Raw genomic sequence first — 17,317 nt, 5'->3', positions numbered from 1 at the left:
ACATCCAACACAACCCCTTTTGGAATTTATTTTTAATTTTATTTATTAACTGTATTTTATTTAATCAATTTAACGTGATTTAGAGCATAATTATTCAAATTTTAAGCTATTTATATTTGTATTTTTTCTTTAAACTACTCCATGTAAGTTAATGTCCAATAAATTAATTCGAATATGGTCCATTTAATAAATAGAAAAGCTTTCTGTTTAGGGGTTTTGCTCTTTTGTAGCAACTACTCCTTGGCTGATTCGTCACATAATATTTTTACCATGACGCTTTCTATTTTAAGTTATGCAAAATTAAAGAATCCAAACCCTGAATTATGTGTTGTTGACAACCCTACTTATGCCAACCAATTTTCCAACTATATAAAACCCAATAAATCCCTGTTTAATGTCAGTGCAATACATTCTTCCGAATTGAAAAATCAACATTGTGATGCTGTATTTTTTTCCAATACCTCTGCACAAACTGAACAATTACTAATAAATAAGTCCCTCAACCCATTAATTTTATCATTCAGCTCTAGTAATCTCGAATGTGAAATAGGGAGTGTTTTCTGTCTTTCTACCAATAAAGCAGGGAATACTATTTTTAAAGTGAATTTAGATAGCTTGGCTCAATCTAAAGTACATATTGATCCACGAGTTTTATTGCTCGCAAAGAATTCAGGATAACAACATGATTCTGAATTTATTTAAATCAACCTCATTACAAACTTTATTTCGCAAGTCCCAATTTACGATCTTTGCGATTACCTTATTTATATGCACTTCAACGTTTGTCACTATTTCAGTATTTACCGTTGAATCTTATGCAAAGCAGAATCTACTATTGATCAGCCGTACTGTTTCTGAACGTGTGCAACCTGCACTAGTCTTTTCAGATAAAATCACAATTTCACAAATTATTAATGAATACACCTTTCAACATTCAGTTCGTTTGATTGAAGTGTATGACATGAAAGGCAATAAAGTTGCTGAAAGTTTAAAAAATGCCGAGCATTATTCTTATATTCAAAAGATTTTCGATCAATTTTTTTTAAAAGAACCGATCAAGTTAAAAGTCCAACACCAAGGACAATTGGTTGGTCAAGTTATTCTTTATGGAAGCTCTAATGAGATTTTGATGTTTATTATCAAAATTTTTATTGGCTTAGCATTTGGGATGTTGTTTATGATTTTTGCAGTCTGGTGGTCGGTCAATTTGACCTATCGCCATATTATGGAATCTTTTTCACCCTTAATTCAGATTGCACAGCTTTTAAAACAACAAAAAGCCTATAATTTACGTTTCCCTCAAAGTGATATTAAAGAATTCCAAGAACTCAATGGAACATTCAATCAACTATTAGATGAAATCCAAACGTGGCATACACACTTACAAAATGAGAATAATGCGCTCTCCCATCAAGTACAGCATGACCATTTAACCCAACTACCCAACCGTAGTTATTTTTATCAAGTATTATGTAATTTATTTGAAGATCCAAATCAGCGTCAGAATCTCGCCTTAGTCTTTATCGATAACAATAATTTTAAAGCGATCAATGACCAATATGGACATTTAGTCGGTGATGAAGTGTTAAAGGAAATGTCTAACCGTCTTAAGCGCCATATTCGTCAGAATGATTTTGTTGCACGGCTTGCAGGCGATGAATTCGCCATTATTTTGCGCTCAATTTCTAAGGTCGAACACTTAATTTCTATTGCAGAAAACCTAATTAAATGTTGTGAAGAGCCTTTGATCTATAAAGGGCAAGCAATTGCATTTAGTTTTAGTTTAGGGATTGCTATTTCAACTCAAGCTTCGAGTCCTGAGGATCTAATTTCTCAAGCAGATCAAGCAATGTATAAAGCAAAATCTTTGCAACACCACTGGTTTATTTACCATTCTTAATTTTTTATTTACCATTCTCAATATTCGGGGTTCTTATGACGTTTAAAAATGTGCAACTCTCTATACTTGCGGTACTCTGCCTAGCACTTACTGGATGTATGAATTTGGGTGGACTGAGTTATAAACAAGCCAAAGCTATGAAAAAAGAAGGCTTTGTACTGACTGAAGATGGTTGGAGTTTAGGATTACCAGAGCGTTTATTATTTGGTTTTAATGAATCCGATATTAAACCTGAACATCAAACTGAAATCATTCGCTTAGCCAATCAATTGAACAAGTACAATCTCAATAAGCTTAAAGTGGTTGGTCATACCGATAATGTCGGTGCTGCTGAATATAATTTAAAATTGTCTGAAGTTCGTGCACAAAATGTTTCTAATATTTTTATGGAGCAAAAATTTAAGCCACAAAATATTCAAGTCGTAGGTAAAGGTGCTGAACAACCCATCAAACCGAATGATACAGAAGAACATAAAGCAGAAAATAGACGTGTAGCTGTGATCATTGTTCCTTAACCAATAAATCATTTCCATTGAAAAGACCTCTTCGGAGGTTTTTTATATTCTAAAGTTTTTTGAATTATAGTTTTATAGTCGCAAATTTCAGACATAAAAAAACCGCATTTAAGCGGATAATTTATTATTTAAGCTTTTCATCATGGGTTAGCTTAAATGGTCGGAGCAGTAGGATTCGAACCTACGACCCCCTGGTCCCAAACCAGGTGCACTACCAGGCTGTGCTATGCTCCGTCTCACAAACAACTTAATTAATTGGGGTGAATGATGGGGCTCGAACCCACGACAACCGGAATCACAATCCGGGGCTCTACCAACTGAGCTACATCCACCGTCACATTAAGTTTTCAGGATCTATAATATCAAGCTTTGGTGCGCCTGACAGGATTCGAACCTGTGACCATCCGCTTAGAAGGCGGATGCTCTATCCAACTGAGCTACAGGCGCAGAACAATGATATAAATATCATAAATTACCTTGCCTTGAAGAATTGGTCGGAGCAGTAGGATTCGAACCTACGACCCCCTGGTCCCAAACCAGGTGCACTACCAGGCTGTGCTATGCTCCGTTCATCTCAGCTTTTGTATCGAACTTGTCGTTCGGTACGGTGTGCATTCTAGGCGTGACGCCCTTAGACGTCAACACCTATATTGAAAAAAAGTTAAAAAAACACGTCAAATGTATATTTATCAAGCATTTCAGATGTTTTTTATACAATTTTATCGTTTTAATTGTGCACTGAAGTTCAACATGCGGTCTAAAGGCAATTTAGCACGTACTGCCAATGCAGGATCTACGAATATTTCTTGATCACCCTTTTGCAAAACGTCCAAAATTCCATCTAGCTCATTCATCGCCATCCATGGACAGTGTGCGCAAGAACGGCATGTTGCACCTTCCCCAGCTGTTGGCGCCTCAATTAAGGTTTTATTCGGCACAGCTTGTTGCATCTTGTAGAAAATACCACGATCTGTCGCGACGATTAAGGTATCGTGAGGAAGTGTTTGTGCAGCTTTAATCAGCTGTGAAGTACTCCCTACTGCATCTGCAATATCAATCACAGACTCTGGCGACTCTGGATGAACCAACACTGCTGCATTTGGATATAACGCACGCATATTTTCAATACCACGTGCACGGAACTCTTCATGTACGATACATGAACCATCCCAAAGCAACATATCTGCGCCAGTTTTCTTTTGAATATAACGTCCAAGATGTTGATCTGGTGCCCAAATAATCTTTTCACCCAAACTATCCAGATGCTCAACAATTTCAACTGCACAGCTTGATGTGACTACCCAATCCGCTCGTGCTTTAACAGCAGCAGACGTATTGGCATAGACCACCACTGTATAATCAGGGTGTGCATCACAGAACGCTGTAAACTCATCTACAGGGCAACCAAGATCAAGTGAGCAAGTCGCTTCTAAAGTTGGCATCAGTACTGTTTTTTCAGGAGAAAGAATTTTCGATGTTTCTCCCATAAATTTCACACCTGCAACAACCAGTGTCGACGCCTCATGATCACGCCCAAAACGTGCCATTTCTAATGAATCCGAAACACAGCCACCAGTCGCCTCAGCAAGCTCTTGCACTTCAGGATCACAATAATAATGTGCAACCAATACAGCATTACGCTTTTGTAATTCTGCTTTGATTTGCTCAAATTTCTGCTGTTTCAGCTCAGGACTTAAACTATTGTCCTTTGGCTCACCTAAACGATCTAAATGCGCTTGCACAATCGACTTCGCTTCGTTGGCAATTAAGTTATTCGCATCATTCATAAGAGGTCTTCTCTTTCCTTGTCGCTGGCGTCTTGCTAGCGTCTACACATTTGTGAATTGATTGTACTTTTTATCGCACACAAATTCACCACGAAAAATGTTTTTGTGAAAATACACCGTTATAAAAAAGCCTCACGAATGAGGCTCTGTTTTAAAATGTAAAATTAAGAACGATAGTCTGCATTGATTTTGACATAGTCATATGACAGGTCGCAGGTATAAACCGTGTCTTTAGCCTGTCCACGCCCTAAATCCACACGAATGGTAATTTCTGTCTGCGCCATCACTTTAGCACCCGCTTCTTCGGTATAGTCCGCAGCAGCGCCACCATCTTTACAGATTTGCACATCATCCAACCAAACTTGGATTTTCTCTACATCTAAATCTTTGACACCTGCATAACCAATTGCCGCAAGAATACGTCCCCAGTTTGGATCAGATGCAAAAAATGCAGTCTTAACCAATGGTGAATGCGCAATACTATAAGCGATATCACAACACTCTTGGGTATTATTACCACCTTCGACAGCAACAGTCATAAATTTAGTTGCACCCTCACCATCACGAACAATGAGTTGAGCCAAGCGCTTCATTACACGTATCAATACTTCTAAGACAACGTCATAGCGAGCATCATCTACAGATTGGATTTCTGTACCACCCGCAAGCCCAGTTGTAGCAAAAATACATGAATCATTGGTTGATGTATCGCCATCAATGGTAATACGGTTAAATGACTGCTCTACCGCAGTTTTTAACATTAACTGTGTTAATTCACGTGAAATCGGTGCATCCGTTGCCACAAAGCCCAACATCGTCGCCATATTCGGACGAATCATACCTGCGCCTTTGGAAATACCCGTCATGGTATATATCACACCATCTAACTCAAACTGCTCAGAAGCACCTTTAGGGGTGGTATCAGTGGTCATAATGCCCGTTGCAGCATCCGCCCACGCGCTTTCATTTAAGGTACTTAAAGCTGGTTGTAAACCTTGCGTTAAACGTTCGATTGGTAGTTGCTCGCCAATCACACCTGTTGAAAATGGTAAAACTTCAAAAGCTTGTACACCTGCCAATTCTGCAAGTTTAGAACAAGTCGCTTCAGCATTTTCCATGCCTAGCTTGCCTGTACCTGCATTGGCATTGCCTGTGTTAATGACTAAATAGCGTGGATTGCCCATTTGCAAATGCTTTTTAGAAACATGTACAGGTGCGGCACAAAATGCATTTTGGGTAAAAACACCTGCAACATTGGTGCCTTGAGCAAATTCAAAAATCACTAAATCTCGTCGATTCGGGTAACGTACATACGCCTCAGCAGAGCCAATTTTTACACCTTTTACCGCATGCATTTGCGGCATAGACACGTCACCAACAGCCATTTTTAAATGTCCACAGAATTAATTTGAAAACACAGCTTATTAGAATTCTCGATAAAAATCGAGCTTATTAAAATGCTTATTTATTTATACGATAAGAAATTCTTATTAATTTAAATATAAAATTAAAAAAGCCAGTAAATATACTGGCTTTTCATGCTTTTAGCATAAAATTATTCTCAATGACACAGCATTGAAATCATTACTGAGCCGTAGCTGGTGCAACTGCTGCCGCTGTTGTTGCATCTACACCAATCAAAGCTTGTTTTACTTTTTCTTGACTTGATGCTGACAATGCTGGATTTGTCGCAACTACACGATTAATCGTCGCAGGTGTAACTGCTGCAATCGCTGCAGTTTTCAGGATAATCGGACGACCTCCTGTATTACCTAAAGTATAACGAATGCCTGTACGTGGGCTAATCACTGTTGTTGTATCATTTTTAACTTCAGCTTGTGCAGAAACCGCACCAGTCGCCGCTTGAACTTTTTCTACAGTGGTTGTTTGTGGAGCCGTATCAGCAAATGCTAAAACAGGAACAGCTAGAGTTGCAATAAATAAAGGTTTTAATAATTTTGTCATTGTCGTCATTCCAGTGAATCAAATCAATTGTGCAAGTTAATACCATTTAATTGCCTTTACTGCAATGAAAATTAACCTACTGTAATATCTTGTAAAAAAAGCAGAACATTCGTCCTGCTTTTCCCACTTTCTAAAATATCTTTGAAAATATCAAAAAATTTAGATCTTGCCGTGACACTGTTTATATTTCAAACCTGAACCACATGGACATGGTGCATTACGACTTTCTGGCACTGGTACTGCTTCAGTTTCTGCAAATTTTGCATCAACAATTTCATCAGAACCACTGATACCATCAATATCATCATGTGCGAAGTTCAAACGCATTGCTTCTGCTTGAGCTTGCTGTTGCGCTTCCATTTCAGCCAGTTCTTCTGGTGTTGGAATATGTACACGTGAAATATCTGTCACGACATCAGATTTGATCACACCCAACATATTCACGAATAAATTGAATGCTTCTTTTTTGTATTCTTGCTCAGGGTTCTTCTGCGCATAACCACGTAAATGAATCCCTTGACGTAAATAGTCCATCGCCGCCAAATGATCTTTCCAATGACGATCCAATGAACCCAACATGAAATGACGTTCAAGTGTCACTGCTGTTTCATCGCCCATTTGTGTACGGCGATCACGATAGCGCGCTACGATTTCATCAGAAATACGTTCAACCAAAGCTTCTTCATCTAAACGACGATCTTCTTCCAACCATTGGTTGACAGGTAAATCTATACCGAAGTCTTCACGCAATGCATTTTCAAGACCATCAATATCCCATTGATCATGAATCGACTCTGGTGGAATATAGTTTTCAATTAAGCCTTTTGCCACTTCACGGTGCATTTCTTCAATATAATCTTGAAGTGAACTTTCTTCTAAAATTTCATCACGTTGTGAGTAAATAATCTTACGTTGTTCATTATTCACATCATCGTATTTCAATAAGTTTTTACGAATATCGAAGTTACGTGCTTCAACTTTACGTTGTGCATTTTCAATCGAACGTGACACCATTTTATGTTCAATGGCTTCGTTTTCTTGCAAGCCCATTGCGCGCATCATACCAACCACGCGATCACCTGCGAAAATACGCATTAGGTCATCTTCAAGTGATAAGAAGAAACGTGAAACACCAGGGTCACCTTGACGACCAGAACGACCACGTAACTGGTTGTCGATACGGCGAGATTCATGACGCTCAGAACCAATGATATGTAAACCACCTGAACTTAACACCATTTCATTATTTTGTTCCCATTCAGCTTTAAGACGAGCTTCGTCTTCGGCTGTGTGGTTTTCAATCTTCGCCAATAACGCTTTCCAGTTACCACCAAGCAGAATATCTGTACCACGACCAGCCATGTTGGTTGCAATGGTTACGGCACGTGGCGCACCAGCTTGAGCGATAATATCGGCTTCACGTTCGTGTTGCTTCGCGTTCAAAACCTCATGAGCAATGCCTGCTTCTTTCAATTTATCAGAAAGAATTTCAGACGCTTCAATTGTTGCCGTACCAATCAAAATTGGTGCAACACCTGCTTCATGAATTTTTTGAATTTCTTCAATGATCGCGTTGTATTTACCATTACGGTTTAAATAAATTAAATCGTTTTGATCAACACGAATCATTGGGCGATGCGTTGGAATCAGTACCACATCCAAGCCATAAATTTCTTTCATTTCCGCCGCTTCAGTATCAGCAGTACCTGTCATACCTGAAAGCTTTTTATACAAACGGAAATAGTTTTGGAATGTTGTCGTCGCTAAAGTTTGGTTTTCAGGTTGAACTTCTAAACCTTCTTTAGCTTCAGTCGCTTGGTGTAAACCTTCAGACCAACGACGACCAGGCATGGTACGACCTGTATTTTCATCGACAATGATCACTTCACCATCATGCACGATATAGTGAACATTACGTTGATATAAATAATGCGCACGAATTGCCGCTGAAACGTGATGTACAAGGTTTAAGTTTGATGGTGAATATAAACTTTCGCCTTCAGCCAACAAGCCCATTTGAATCAATTCTTGCTCTACAGCTTCATAACCCGCTTCTGTCATTTCAACTTGGCGTTGCTTTTCATCAATCCAGAAATGTCCGCCATCTGGAACTTTTTCTTCTTTTTGGGCATGTAGCTTCGGAGGAATGCTGTTGATTGCTACATAAAGTTGCGATGAATCATCACTTTGACCAGAAATGATCAATGGAGTACGTGCTTCATCGATTAAAATCGAATCGACCTCATCGATAATCGCATAAACTAAACCACGTTGTTTTTTCTCTGCCATAGAGAAAACCATGTTGTCACGTAGATAGTCAAAACCGAATTCGTTGTTGGTTCCGTAAGTAATATCTGATTGATAAGCTTCTGCTTTTTCAATCGGCGATTGCATAGAATAAATCACACCAACAGATAAACCTAAAAACTCATACAAAGGACGGTTTAACTCAGCATCACGCTGTGCCAAATAATCATTGACGGTAATTACATGAACGCCTTGTTCACTGATTGCATTGAGATATACAGCCAAAGTACCCATCAGGGTTTTACCTTCACCTGTACGCATCTCTGCAATTTTACCTTCGTGTAAGGTAATACCACCAATGAGCTGTACATCATAATGACGCATTCCCATGACACGTTTTGCAGCTTCACGACACACCGCAAACGCTTCTGGCATTAATTTATCTAGACTCTCGCCTTTCTTATATCTTTCTTTGAATTCTTCAGTTTTTGCAGATAAGTCTGCATCGCTGAGTGCAGATATCGTCGGCTCGAGCGCATTGATCTTTTCGACAATTTTACGCATACGTTTTAGTTCGCGCTCGTTTTTAGTACCGAAGATTCCCCCGATCAGACTTGCCAACATATAAACTCTCTAAATCTTTGTGAAATAAATTTTTCTCAGACGATATTATGGTGGTAGAAATTTGAAGTACAAGGGTTTTGCACAAATCCTATCAAAAAAATCTGACGACCCGTTCTAGCACGTATCAGCTAAGGCGCATTAATGTAGCAAATTTAACCGATATTTACAGCGAGGTCGCGTTCAATTCTATATTTTTTTTCATCTGCACTTTTTTATAGCTATTTTTTTCATAAAGAAATAAAAAAACACTATTTTTAATTATAAAAAAACTACGCAATAGTATTTAGGACGAGCTAAATAACGAACATTTTTTCAATTTCTAAATCAATATTGAGGTTTAAAATGACTTTACGATTAGGTGACATTGCACCCGACTTTGAACAAGACTCAAGCCAAGGCACAATTAAATTCTATGACTATTTAGGAGATCATTGGGGTATTTTATTTTCACACCCTGCTGACTATACGCCAGTCTGTACTACCGAACTCGGTTATACCGCCAAACTCAAAGATGAATTTGAACAACGTGGCGTCAAAGCCATTGCGCTTTCAGTCGATGATGTGGAGTCGCACAAAGGTTGGATCAATGACATCAATGAAACGCAAGATACGACTGTCAACTTTCCAATTCTGGCTGACAAAGATCGTAAAGTTTCTACCTTATATGATTTTATTCATCCCAATGCCAGTGAAACACTCACAGTACGTTCATTGGTGATCATTGATCCAAATAAAAAAGTCCGCTTAATCATTACCTATCCAGCATCTACTGGTCGTAATTTCCATGAAATTTTACGTGTGATCGATTCTTTGCAACTTACCGATAACTATAAAGTTGCAACGCCTGCAAATTGGCAGCAAGGTGAAGATGTTGTGATCGTACCATCCCTTAAAGATGAGACTGAACTTAAAGAACGCTTCCCAAAAGGCTATACGGCGGTTAAACCTTATTTACGTTTAACACCACAGCCGAATAAATAAAACATTTTAAGCATCAAGCAACGTTCGCTAGATCACAACTTTGTTGTGGTCTTTTTATTATTTTATGCTCAAAAAATATACCAAGTGCTACCCTACCAAACTTCATAGAAAATCTAAATGAGTAGCCATAAAAAAAGACCCCTTCAAGGAGTCTTTTTTATTCAACAATCCATTACGCAGGAATACGTAATACTTGTCCTGGGAAAATATCATCTGCATTTTTTAACAATGGACGGTTTGCTTCAAAAATTTTGTTGTACTGGTTCGCATCACCATAAAACTCTTTTGAAATTTTAGATAAGTTATCGCCTGATTTCACAGTATAGAACTTACTTTCAGGCTCTGGTGTAGCCACTGTTAGTTGATCATCCACTTGTGCAACATGATCAATATTACCTACAGCAAGAATAATTTTCTCTTTATCCGCCTGTGTTTGTACTTGACCAGAAACAGTCGCCAAATCTGTTGCGCCGTTATAACTCACAGACAAACCGCTCACAGGAAGACCTAAAGACTTAATATGTCCTAATAATTTATTGGCAATCTCTTGCGCTGAAGGTTCTGCTGGTGTCGCAGGTGCAGCTTGTGGCTCTGCTGGTGCTGTATTCTTTTTACCAATGCCTTTAACAAAATCAAAAAGACCCATTTATATTCTCCGTCTATTTATTAAAACTTGTTGTACTGTGAATGTTGCATTGAATTATGAATATTTCATCGACCTTTTTTAATTGAACGCCGAATATTTCACTGCAACCTTATAAAAATTTAGAACTCTATTTTTATAGCTAAAAAATATACTGAAATGGGTAGTCATTGGTGACAGAAAGGTAACGATATGTAACCAATGTTTTTGATTTTAAACTTTTTTCTGATTTGAATATGATTTCAGACATAAAAAAACCACCGAAACGGTGGTCTTTTCATGTAACACGAAAGTGCTACACCATCAACGTATTAACCAAGTTTCTTAGTTACGTAGTCAATAGCAGATTGAACAGTTGTGATTTCGTTAGAATCTTCATCAGGAATCGTGATGTCGAAGTCATTTTCGAAAGACATAACAAGTTCTACTAGATCTAAAGAGTCAGCGCCCAAATCATCCATGAAAGATGCTTCGTTTTTGATTTCTTCAGCTTTAATACCTAGTTGTTCTGCAACAGCTTGTTTAATGCGTTGTTCGATATCGCTCACAGGAATTCTCCTCATTGCTTGTGGCGGCGTTTAATTGCCTGATAGTTTAATTGAATATTAAGTTTTTTCAAAGTTTATACATCGCATTACGCCATGTATAAACCACCATTTACGTGTAATACTGTGCCTGTAATGTAACTAGCTTTGTCAGAAGCCAAGAAACTTACTGCATTTGCAATATCTTGCGGTTCACCAAAACGATTTAATGCCACTTGATCGCTCATTTTTTTACGAATATCTTCGCTTAACTGCTCAGTCATTTCTGTTGCAATAAAACCAGGTGCGATGCTGTTTACAGTAATCTGACGACTGCCCATTTCTTTTGCAAGGCTACGACTGAATGCTTCGATCCCTGCTTTAGCAGCAGAATAGTTCGCTTGACCTGGGTTAGCAAAGTGAGCCACCACAGAGCTGATATTGATAATGCGACCAAAACGCGCTTTGGTCATACCTTTCAATACACGCTTAGATAAACGGAACACTGCTTTAAGGTGAATATTGAGAATGTCATCCCAATCATCTTCCGACATGCGCAACAATAAATTGTCTTTGGTAATGCCTGCATTGTTCACCAATACCAATACTGAACCATATTTTTGTTCAATATCAGATACTAAGGCATCAATTGCAGCACCATCACGTACATCTAACACAGCACCTGCACCATTTTCAGCAAATGCAGTAGATAGTTTTTCTGCACCAGATTCAGAGGTTGCTGTACCTACTACAAAAAAACCGTCTTGAATGAGTTGTTGAGCAATAGCGGCGCCAATCCCTCGACTTGCACCAGTGACTAATGCAACTTTACGTTCCTGATTTTCTACTTTGGTCATGCAATTTTCCCTTCAGCCACTAAAATGGCATTAAGTGCATCTTCCATACGACTTTGTGTATCCAATGGAAATGCTTTTTCGATTTTTGGTAAACGTTTTGCCAAATTAGCCAACACATTACCTGGACCACATTCAGCAACATATTGAATCCCTTGATCTTGAAGGAATTGCATTGTTTGAGTCCATTGTACAGATTGATAGAGTTGCGCAGTCAATGCTTGACGTAACTGCGCAACATCTGTCGCGATGCCTGCGTTGACATTTTGTATTACAGGAATACTTGGTAGCTCAATGGCAGTTTGTTCCAAAGCTTCTGCAAACTGTTCAGCCGCAGGCTTCATTAAAGAACAATGTGATGGGACAGAGACAGGCAAGGCAATCGCTTTACCGCCATTCTCTTTTGCAGTTGCCATCACAGCATCAACTAAAGTTTTATCCCCTGCAATCACGACTTGCCCTTGAGCATTGTAATTTGCTGCTTCAACAGAACCACGACCTTGAATATTGGCTTGTTCACAAAGCTCTAATACTTTTGCATCTTCTAAACCAAGAATCGCAGCCATTGCGCCTTGACCTTGTGGTACTGCAGATTGCATCAATTTGCCACGCAAATTCACCAATTTCACAGCATCTGCCAAAGTCATTGAATTGGCAGCCACTAAAGCGCTGTATTCACCCAATGAATGACCCGCTAGGTATTTTGGTGCAACACCACCCAAATCCAACCATACGCGCCATAATGCAATACTTGCAGTCAATAAAACTGGCTGTGTATTTTCAGTTTGATCTAAACCTTCACCACTTTGTGCAATATTCCACAAATCAAAACCAATCGCATCTGAAGCTTCAGCAAAGGTTTCTTTTACACCACTGAACTGTTCAGCAAGTTCAGCCAGCATTCCAACTTTTTGTGAACCTTGACCTGGAAACAAAAATGCAGTTTTTGTTGCTTGAGCTGCTTGTTCGAGTCGTTTAGCAGACATATAAAAAGTCCTTTATGTAATCTTGATCGTTTCCGATGCGGCAATTTTACAGAAAAAAAAATTTAATTTAATTGCGAAATACAACAAAAAAAATGCTTTTGTAAAATCCTAAAACAAAAAAAGGGAGCTTTCGCTCCCATTTTTTTCACTAAGCTTTCGCCTAATGCATCACCAATTATTCAGCATCAGCTGCTTTAGCGAATAATTGACGACCACGGTAGAAACCATCTTTAGTCACGTGGTGACGACGGTGAGTTTCACCCGTAGTTTGGTCTACAGTTAATGCATTCTCGGTTAAAGCGTCATGTGAACGGCGCATGTCACGGCGAGAGCGACTTTTACGGTTTTGCTGAACGGCCATGATGGCTCCTTACAAATCGAAAAAATGGATCAGAACAAATTCGGTTGTCTTAACTAAGATTATAACACAAAAATTAGTTAAGTTTACCCTTCAAACTTGCCAAAACATCAAACGGATTATCTCGTTTTTCTTCGACAATGTCCTGAACGGCTGGTTGATGCTTATGCTCACAAACGTCATGCTTGGGAGATAAAGGCATCAACAATAATAATTCATCCTCTAAAAGTGCAAGTAAATCAACAGTTGCAGGGGTATTCGTTACGTAATCACCCTTTGTTGTTGCTTCACTTTCACCTAGTACGATGAAATCAGCATCCTCATCCAAGCGCTCTATCAGTGACTCATCGTCAATTAAAGCCAAATGGAAATCAGAAACTAAAGAAATTTCTACAGAATCCAGGCAACGCTGACACTCCATAGGTGCTTTTGTTTCTACATGACCATCTAACCAAACGATACGATGATACGCATCCATTGATAGCTTACAGTCTATAGTGATCAATTGATCATCAATTGATCCAACAGCTTCACGGGAAATACGAACAAAGCGAGACAATGGCAGTGTACCTGACCATGTAAAGCCTTGTTCAGCCCATTTAAACGGCTCAATCTGTGCCGGAAAGGTATTTGCTGACATAATTAAGGCGGCAATTCTACAAATTCATAGGTACTCTGTCAAAGATTAAGATACAATTTTGTACTTATTTAGACAGATCTTTTGGGTAATACAAGTCATGCATCAGTTGCAGCCGCAACCTGAAGTCACCACTTCATTACAGTTCGACACACATTTAGCTTCAAATTCTGCTCAAAACACCACCCAAGTGCAACGCTTCGCTTGGGAAAATTTACAGACTGAAGTTCAACAGGTCGATTGGCTTATCTTACACTTTAATGATTGGTTTTCCCACTTAAATGTGACGCTTGTTCGTGGTGAGTTTGAACCAGAATATTTCCCAGCGACAACTGAGTGCCCTGCGCGCATCCAATTTGCTCATGGTTTTTTTAATAGTGCGTTACATGAAATCAGCCATTGGACCATTGCAGGAGATAAGCGTCGCCTACTACCAGATCTAGGTTATTGGTATGCGCCAGATGGTCGTACAGCGGAACAACAAGCTTTATTTGAACAAGTTGAAATTAAGCCTCAAGCGATTGAATGGTTATTTTCCAAAGCCTTTGGACGTAAATTTCGTGTATCACTGGATAATTTAACAGGCGAAGGTGGTAATGGCGCGACATTTAAAGACAATGTTTATGTACAACTACAACAATATTTAAGTGGTGAGGCGAAACTTCCACGCGATGCAAAACATTTTATTAATTGTATTTGCGAAGTAACACGAGGTGGCAAAACATTACAAAGTGATGAATTTCAGCGTGATGCATTAGACTAAAGAATGAAACAGTCAAAACAATGATTGCAACACACCTTATACTCAAGTGATAATTGAATACATAATAAATCAAGGGGGAAATCATTATGTTGCATTTAAGAGTACATCCTGACAATCCTCAACCCCGTTTAATCAGCCAAGCGGTTGAAAGAATCCGCGCGGGTGATGTCGTGGTTTATCCAACTGATGCAGCTTATGCGATTGGCTGTCAGATTGGAAATAAGAGTGCGATGGAACGTATTGCGCAAATCCGTGACCTCGGTGCAAAACATCAATATGCGATTATCTGTGCCGATTTATCTGATATTGCGACGTATGCCAAAGTCGACAATGCGATGTATCGTCTACTGAAAGCCAACACGCCAGCAGTAACCACTTATATTTTACCAGCGACCAGTGAAGTTCCACGTCGTTTAATGCATCCTAAGAAAAAAACCATTGGTCTACGTGTACCAAGCAATCCAGTCTGTCAAATGTTGCTTAAAGAGTTAGGCGAACCTTTACTCACCAGTACCTTAATTCTTCCAGGTCAAGACGCACCGATGGATGACCCTTATGATATTGAACAACTTTTAGAAAAGCGTATTGATGTGTTTATTGATAGTGGTTTAGGTACGCTGACAACGACAAGTATTGTTGATTTATCGGGTGCTAATCCAGAAATTATTCGACGTGGTGTCGGTGATGTCAGCGCTTTTGAATAAGTAAGCTCAAATATCTTTGAAACGACAGTTTGCATATGTCTAAACAACTGTCGTTCAAATAATTTAAAATTAATTAAGAATTACAAGTGTTTCCCATCCATCATATTCACCACCATTTTCAATACAAAGCTCAAGCAACGCCCAAGTCACACCATTGATATTATCCAGTTCTACACTATCTGTTCGTACCAATTGTACGCAATAAGGCTTTTTATTTTCTTCATGGTACGACTGACTATTAATTTCAAAACCTTCGGTTTGAATGGTTTTAATAAATTTGTCACGCCCTTCACTTGTCTCAAAATAACACCAATGTTCTACAGGTCGTTCAGCAACTAAGGTGTCACCATGATTTTCTAGATTTCTAATCACTCTATCGTTAGTCAGACTTTGCATGGCATATATATTTGGATAAATAGTTTCTCTATAAATATCCCAAAGAGGATCATTTTTTAAACCAAACTTAATTTGATAGTCAGAAAATTTATGAATAGTCTTTTCAACCAATTTAGCGTCGTAAATATTTTCATTCAGATAAAAATAAAAATCTCTTGTCCCACTATGCGTTAACCTACCCACATAAATAGCATTAAATAGTTCTGTAATTTGAGGAATTAACTGATCTTCCAATGAAATTAATGTGTCATATTCTTGTTGTGATGACATACCATCTTCGGTAGGCTGATTCAGTGTTAATTCAATCCATAAAAAAGCATTTTTTTCGACTATAGGAATGATATTGATTAAAGCTAAATTAAGAAAATAACTTCCTGTCTTACCATCTATATCACATAAATAAAAATCCCAATCATCTGGTATTTGAATTTCCTGTTCTTTATCTTCAGATTTTTTCTTTAAAAACTTATCAAATAGACTCAAATTTTTCTCCTTTTTCACGATTATTTTTATACTCATAGACTATATCACTTTAAATTTTCAAATCAGCAAATCAATTACCTTCCAAAATTAAGGTTTATCAAGGAGAGTTGATGGAGCAAATAAAAAATAAAGTCACCAAATAACTTACAGCAAAACCTACACTTTAACACTATAAAAAACGCAGCGAGTTCGGCAAGATGATTCAAATTTAATTTGCTGTGTAATCCAATGAAACAATGGCTCTCCCTCCTCACAATCAGTATATTTTCGATAGCATCTGCCCATGCTGATATTTCAACACTCAAACAAAATCTAAAGACACAATATCCTGAAATAGAAGCTAAATCGGTAAATACAACGCCTATCAAAGACATTTATGAAGTCTATATGGGTGGACGTATTGTTTATACCAATGAAGATGCTAAATATTTCTTTGTTGGGAATTTGATTGATCTCAAAGCACAAAAGAACCTGACAGAAGAACGTCAAAGTGCTTTAACTGCGATTGATGTAAAATCCTTACCACTCAATCAAGCAATTAAGCATGTCAAAGGCAAAGGTGAACGTGTCATTTACTTATTCAGCGATCCTGATTGTCCTTACTGTCAACATCTTGAAAAAGACTTGAAAAATATAGATAACCTGACGATCTATTTATTCTTATACCCAATTAAATCATTACATCCAAATGCCGAGAAAATCGCCCAACAAATTTGGTGTTCTAAAGACCAATATCAAGCATGGCAAGACTATTTAATCAATAAAAAACAGCCCGCTTTAGTCAAAACTTGTACCACACCAATTGATAAAAATATTGCACTTGCCAAAAAATTAGAGGTAGATGGTACGCCAACCTTTTTCCTCAAAGATGGTTCACGTATCTCTGGTGTCCGAGATGCTGAAGAAATTGAATCACTTTTAAAATCAATAAAATAACAAAAGCCAGATTG

Annotated in this window: 18 protein-coding genes and 4 tRNA genes; 7 read left to right on the top strand and 15 right to left on the bottom strand. The window is 38.2% G+C overall.

Features of this window, described 5'->3' with window-relative positions:
• Positions 1–240: 240 nt before the first annotated feature.
• From EXE10_RS18090 to EXE10_RS18080, 3 genes are read left to right on the top strand one after another with little or no spacing between them, the layout of a single operon-like run.
• Positions 241–678, top strand: a complete 438-nt coding sequence (locus EXE10_RS18090; RefSeq protein WP_228256861.1) for a YfiR family protein — start codon at positions 241–243, stop codon at positions 676–678.
• A 4-nt stretch (positions 679–682) separates the two neighbouring features.
• Positions 683–1,900, top strand: a complete 1,218-nt coding sequence (locus tag EXE10_RS18085; RefSeq protein ID WP_130114313.1) for a sensor domain-containing diguanylate cyclase — start codon at positions 683–685, stop codon at positions 1,898–1,900.
• Between the two features lie 35 nt (positions 1,901–1,935).
• Positions 1,936–2,415 (top strand): OmpA family protein, encoded by a 480-nt coding sequence (locus EXE10_RS18080; protein ID WP_130114312.1) that lies wholly within the window; start codon positions 1,936–1,938, stop codon positions 2,413–2,415.
• 157 nt (positions 2,416–2,572) lie between these two features.
• Here the strand turns inward: EXE10_RS18080 and EXE10_RS18075 are convergent.
• The 8 genes from EXE10_RS18075 to secA all read right to left on the bottom strand — a co-directional run bounded on the left by EXE10_RS18075 (position 2,573) and on the right by secA (position 9,038).
• A tRNA-Pro gene (locus EXE10_RS18075) sits at positions 2,573–2,649 on the bottom strand.
• A gap of 22 nt (positions 2,650–2,671) precedes the next feature.
• Positions 2,672–2,747: transfer RNA gene (locus EXE10_RS18070), tRNA-His, on the bottom strand.
• A 38-nt stretch (positions 2,748–2,785) separates the two neighbouring features.
• Positions 2,786–2,862 (bottom strand) — tRNA-Arg (locus tag EXE10_RS18065).
• Between the two features lie 44 nt (positions 2,863–2,906).
• Positions 2,907–2,983: transfer RNA gene (locus tag EXE10_RS18060), tRNA-Pro, on the bottom strand.
• 151 nt (positions 2,984–3,134) lie between these two features.
• Positions 3,135–4,202, bottom strand: a complete 1,068-nt coding sequence (gene nadA, locus EXE10_RS18055) for a quinolinate synthase NadA (RefSeq protein WP_130114311.1) — start codon at positions 4,200–4,202, stop codon at positions 3,135–3,137.
• 164 nt (positions 4,203–4,366) lie between these two features.
• A complete protein-coding gene (gene argJ / locus EXE10_RS18050; protein WP_130114310.1) occupies positions 4,367–5,587 on the bottom strand; it encodes a bifunctional glutamate N-acetyltransferase/amino-acid acetyltransferase ArgJ in 1,221 nt (406 codons plus the stop codon).
• Positions 5,588–5,786: 199 nt separating this feature from the next.
• On the bottom strand, positions 5,787–6,167 hold the full coding sequence (locus tag EXE10_RS18045; RefSeq protein ID WP_087552661.1) for a hypothetical protein: 381 nt from the start codon (positions 6,165–6,167) through the stop codon (positions 5,787–5,789).
• A 159-nt stretch (positions 6,168–6,326) separates the two neighbouring features.
• Positions 6,327–9,038, bottom strand: coding sequence for a preprotein translocase subunit SecA (gene secA / locus EXE10_RS18040; RefSeq protein ID WP_130114309.1), 2,712 nt, complete (start codon positions 9,036–9,038; stop codon positions 6,327–6,329).
• A gap of 342 nt (positions 9,039–9,380) precedes the next feature.
• On the opposite strand from secA, the gene EXE10_RS18035 reads away from it, so the two are divergent.
• Positions 9,381–10,019 (top strand): peroxiredoxin, encoded by a 639-nt coding sequence (locus tag EXE10_RS18035; protein ID WP_087552663.1) that lies wholly within the window; start codon positions 9,381–9,383, stop codon positions 10,017–10,019.
• A gap of 172 nt (positions 10,020–10,191) precedes the next feature.
• Here EXE10_RS18035 and lysM read toward each other — a convergent pair whose 3' ends face one another.
• The 6 genes from lysM to EXE10_RS18005 form a co-directional block, all read right to left on the bottom strand.
• The gene (gene lysM, locus EXE10_RS18030; RefSeq protein WP_130114308.1) at positions 10,192–10,665 is read right to left on the bottom strand and encodes a peptidoglycan-binding protein LysM; all 474 of its coding nucleotides are present in this window, start codon (positions 10,663–10,665) and stop codon (positions 10,192–10,194) included.
• Between the two features lie 308 nt (positions 10,666–10,973).
• The gene (acpP, locus tag EXE10_RS18025) at positions 10,974–11,210 is read right to left on the bottom strand and encodes an acyl carrier protein (protein ID WP_004723957.1); all 237 of its coding nucleotides are present in this window, start codon (positions 11,208–11,210) and stop codon (positions 10,974–10,976) included.
• An 86-nt stretch (positions 11,211–11,296) separates the two neighbouring features.
• The gene (gene fabG / locus EXE10_RS18020) at positions 11,297–12,043 is read right to left on the bottom strand and encodes a 3-oxoacyl-ACP reductase FabG (protein ID WP_087552664.1); all 747 of its coding nucleotides are present in this window, start codon (positions 12,041–12,043) and stop codon (positions 11,297–11,299) included.
• A complete protein-coding gene (gene fabD, locus EXE10_RS18015) occupies positions 12,040–13,026 on the bottom strand; it encodes an ACP S-malonyltransferase (RefSeq protein WP_087552665.1) in 987 nt (328 codons plus the stop codon). The genes fabG and fabD overlap by 4 nt, the downstream gene beginning before the upstream one ends.
• Before the next feature lie 175 nt (positions 13,027–13,201).
• On the bottom strand, positions 13,202–13,387 hold the full coding sequence (rpmF, locus tag EXE10_RS18010) for a 50S ribosomal protein L32 (protein WP_004723964.1): 186 nt from the start codon (positions 13,385–13,387) through the stop codon (positions 13,202–13,204).
• A gap of 73 nt (positions 13,388–13,460) precedes the next feature.
• A complete protein-coding gene (locus EXE10_RS18005) occupies positions 13,461–14,024 on the bottom strand; it encodes a YceD family protein (RefSeq protein ID WP_130114307.1) in 564 nt (187 codons plus the stop codon).
• Positions 14,025–14,121: 97 nt separating this feature from the next.
• On the opposite strand from EXE10_RS18005, the gene EXE10_RS18000 reads away from it, so the two are divergent.
• Together EXE10_RS18000 and EXE10_RS17995 are read left to right on the top strand one after the other, a co-directional pair.
• Positions 14,122–14,784 carry an elongation factor P hydroxylase gene (locus EXE10_RS18000; RefSeq protein ID WP_130114306.1) on the top strand — a complete coding sequence of 221 codons (663 nt, stop codon included), beginning with the start codon at positions 14,122–14,124 and terminating at the stop codon, positions 14,782–14,784.
• An 86-nt stretch (positions 14,785–14,870) separates the two neighbouring features.
• On the top strand, positions 14,871–15,488 hold the full coding sequence (locus tag EXE10_RS17995) for an L-threonylcarbamoyladenylate synthase (protein ID WP_068972919.1): 618 nt from the start codon (positions 14,871–14,873) through the stop codon (positions 15,486–15,488).
• Between the two features lie 69 nt (positions 15,489–15,557).
• Here the strand turns inward: EXE10_RS17995 and EXE10_RS17990 are convergent, their stop codons facing one another.
• Complete coding sequence (locus EXE10_RS17990; protein ID WP_165383047.1) at positions 15,558–16,367, bottom strand: DUF695 domain-containing protein; 810 nt, start codon at positions 16,365–16,367, stop codon at positions 15,558–15,560.
• A gap of 228 nt (positions 16,368–16,595) precedes the next feature.
• On the opposite strand from EXE10_RS17990, the gene EXE10_RS17985 reads away from it, so the two are divergent.
• Complete coding sequence (locus EXE10_RS17985; RefSeq protein ID WP_130114304.1) at positions 16,596–17,303, top strand: DsbC family protein; 708 nt, start codon at positions 16,596–16,598, stop codon at positions 17,301–17,303.
• The last annotated feature ends 14 nt before the right edge of the window (positions 17,304–17,317 follow it).

The sequence above is a fragment of the Acinetobacter sp. WCHAc060033 genome (assembly GCF_004209125.1).
GTDB lineage: Bacteria > Pseudomonadota > Gammaproteobacteria > Pseudomonadales > Moraxellaceae > Acinetobacter > Acinetobacter wuhouensis.
Note: the sequence above shows the minus strand (reverse complement) of the source record. Positions and strands in the feature narration are given on the sequence as shown.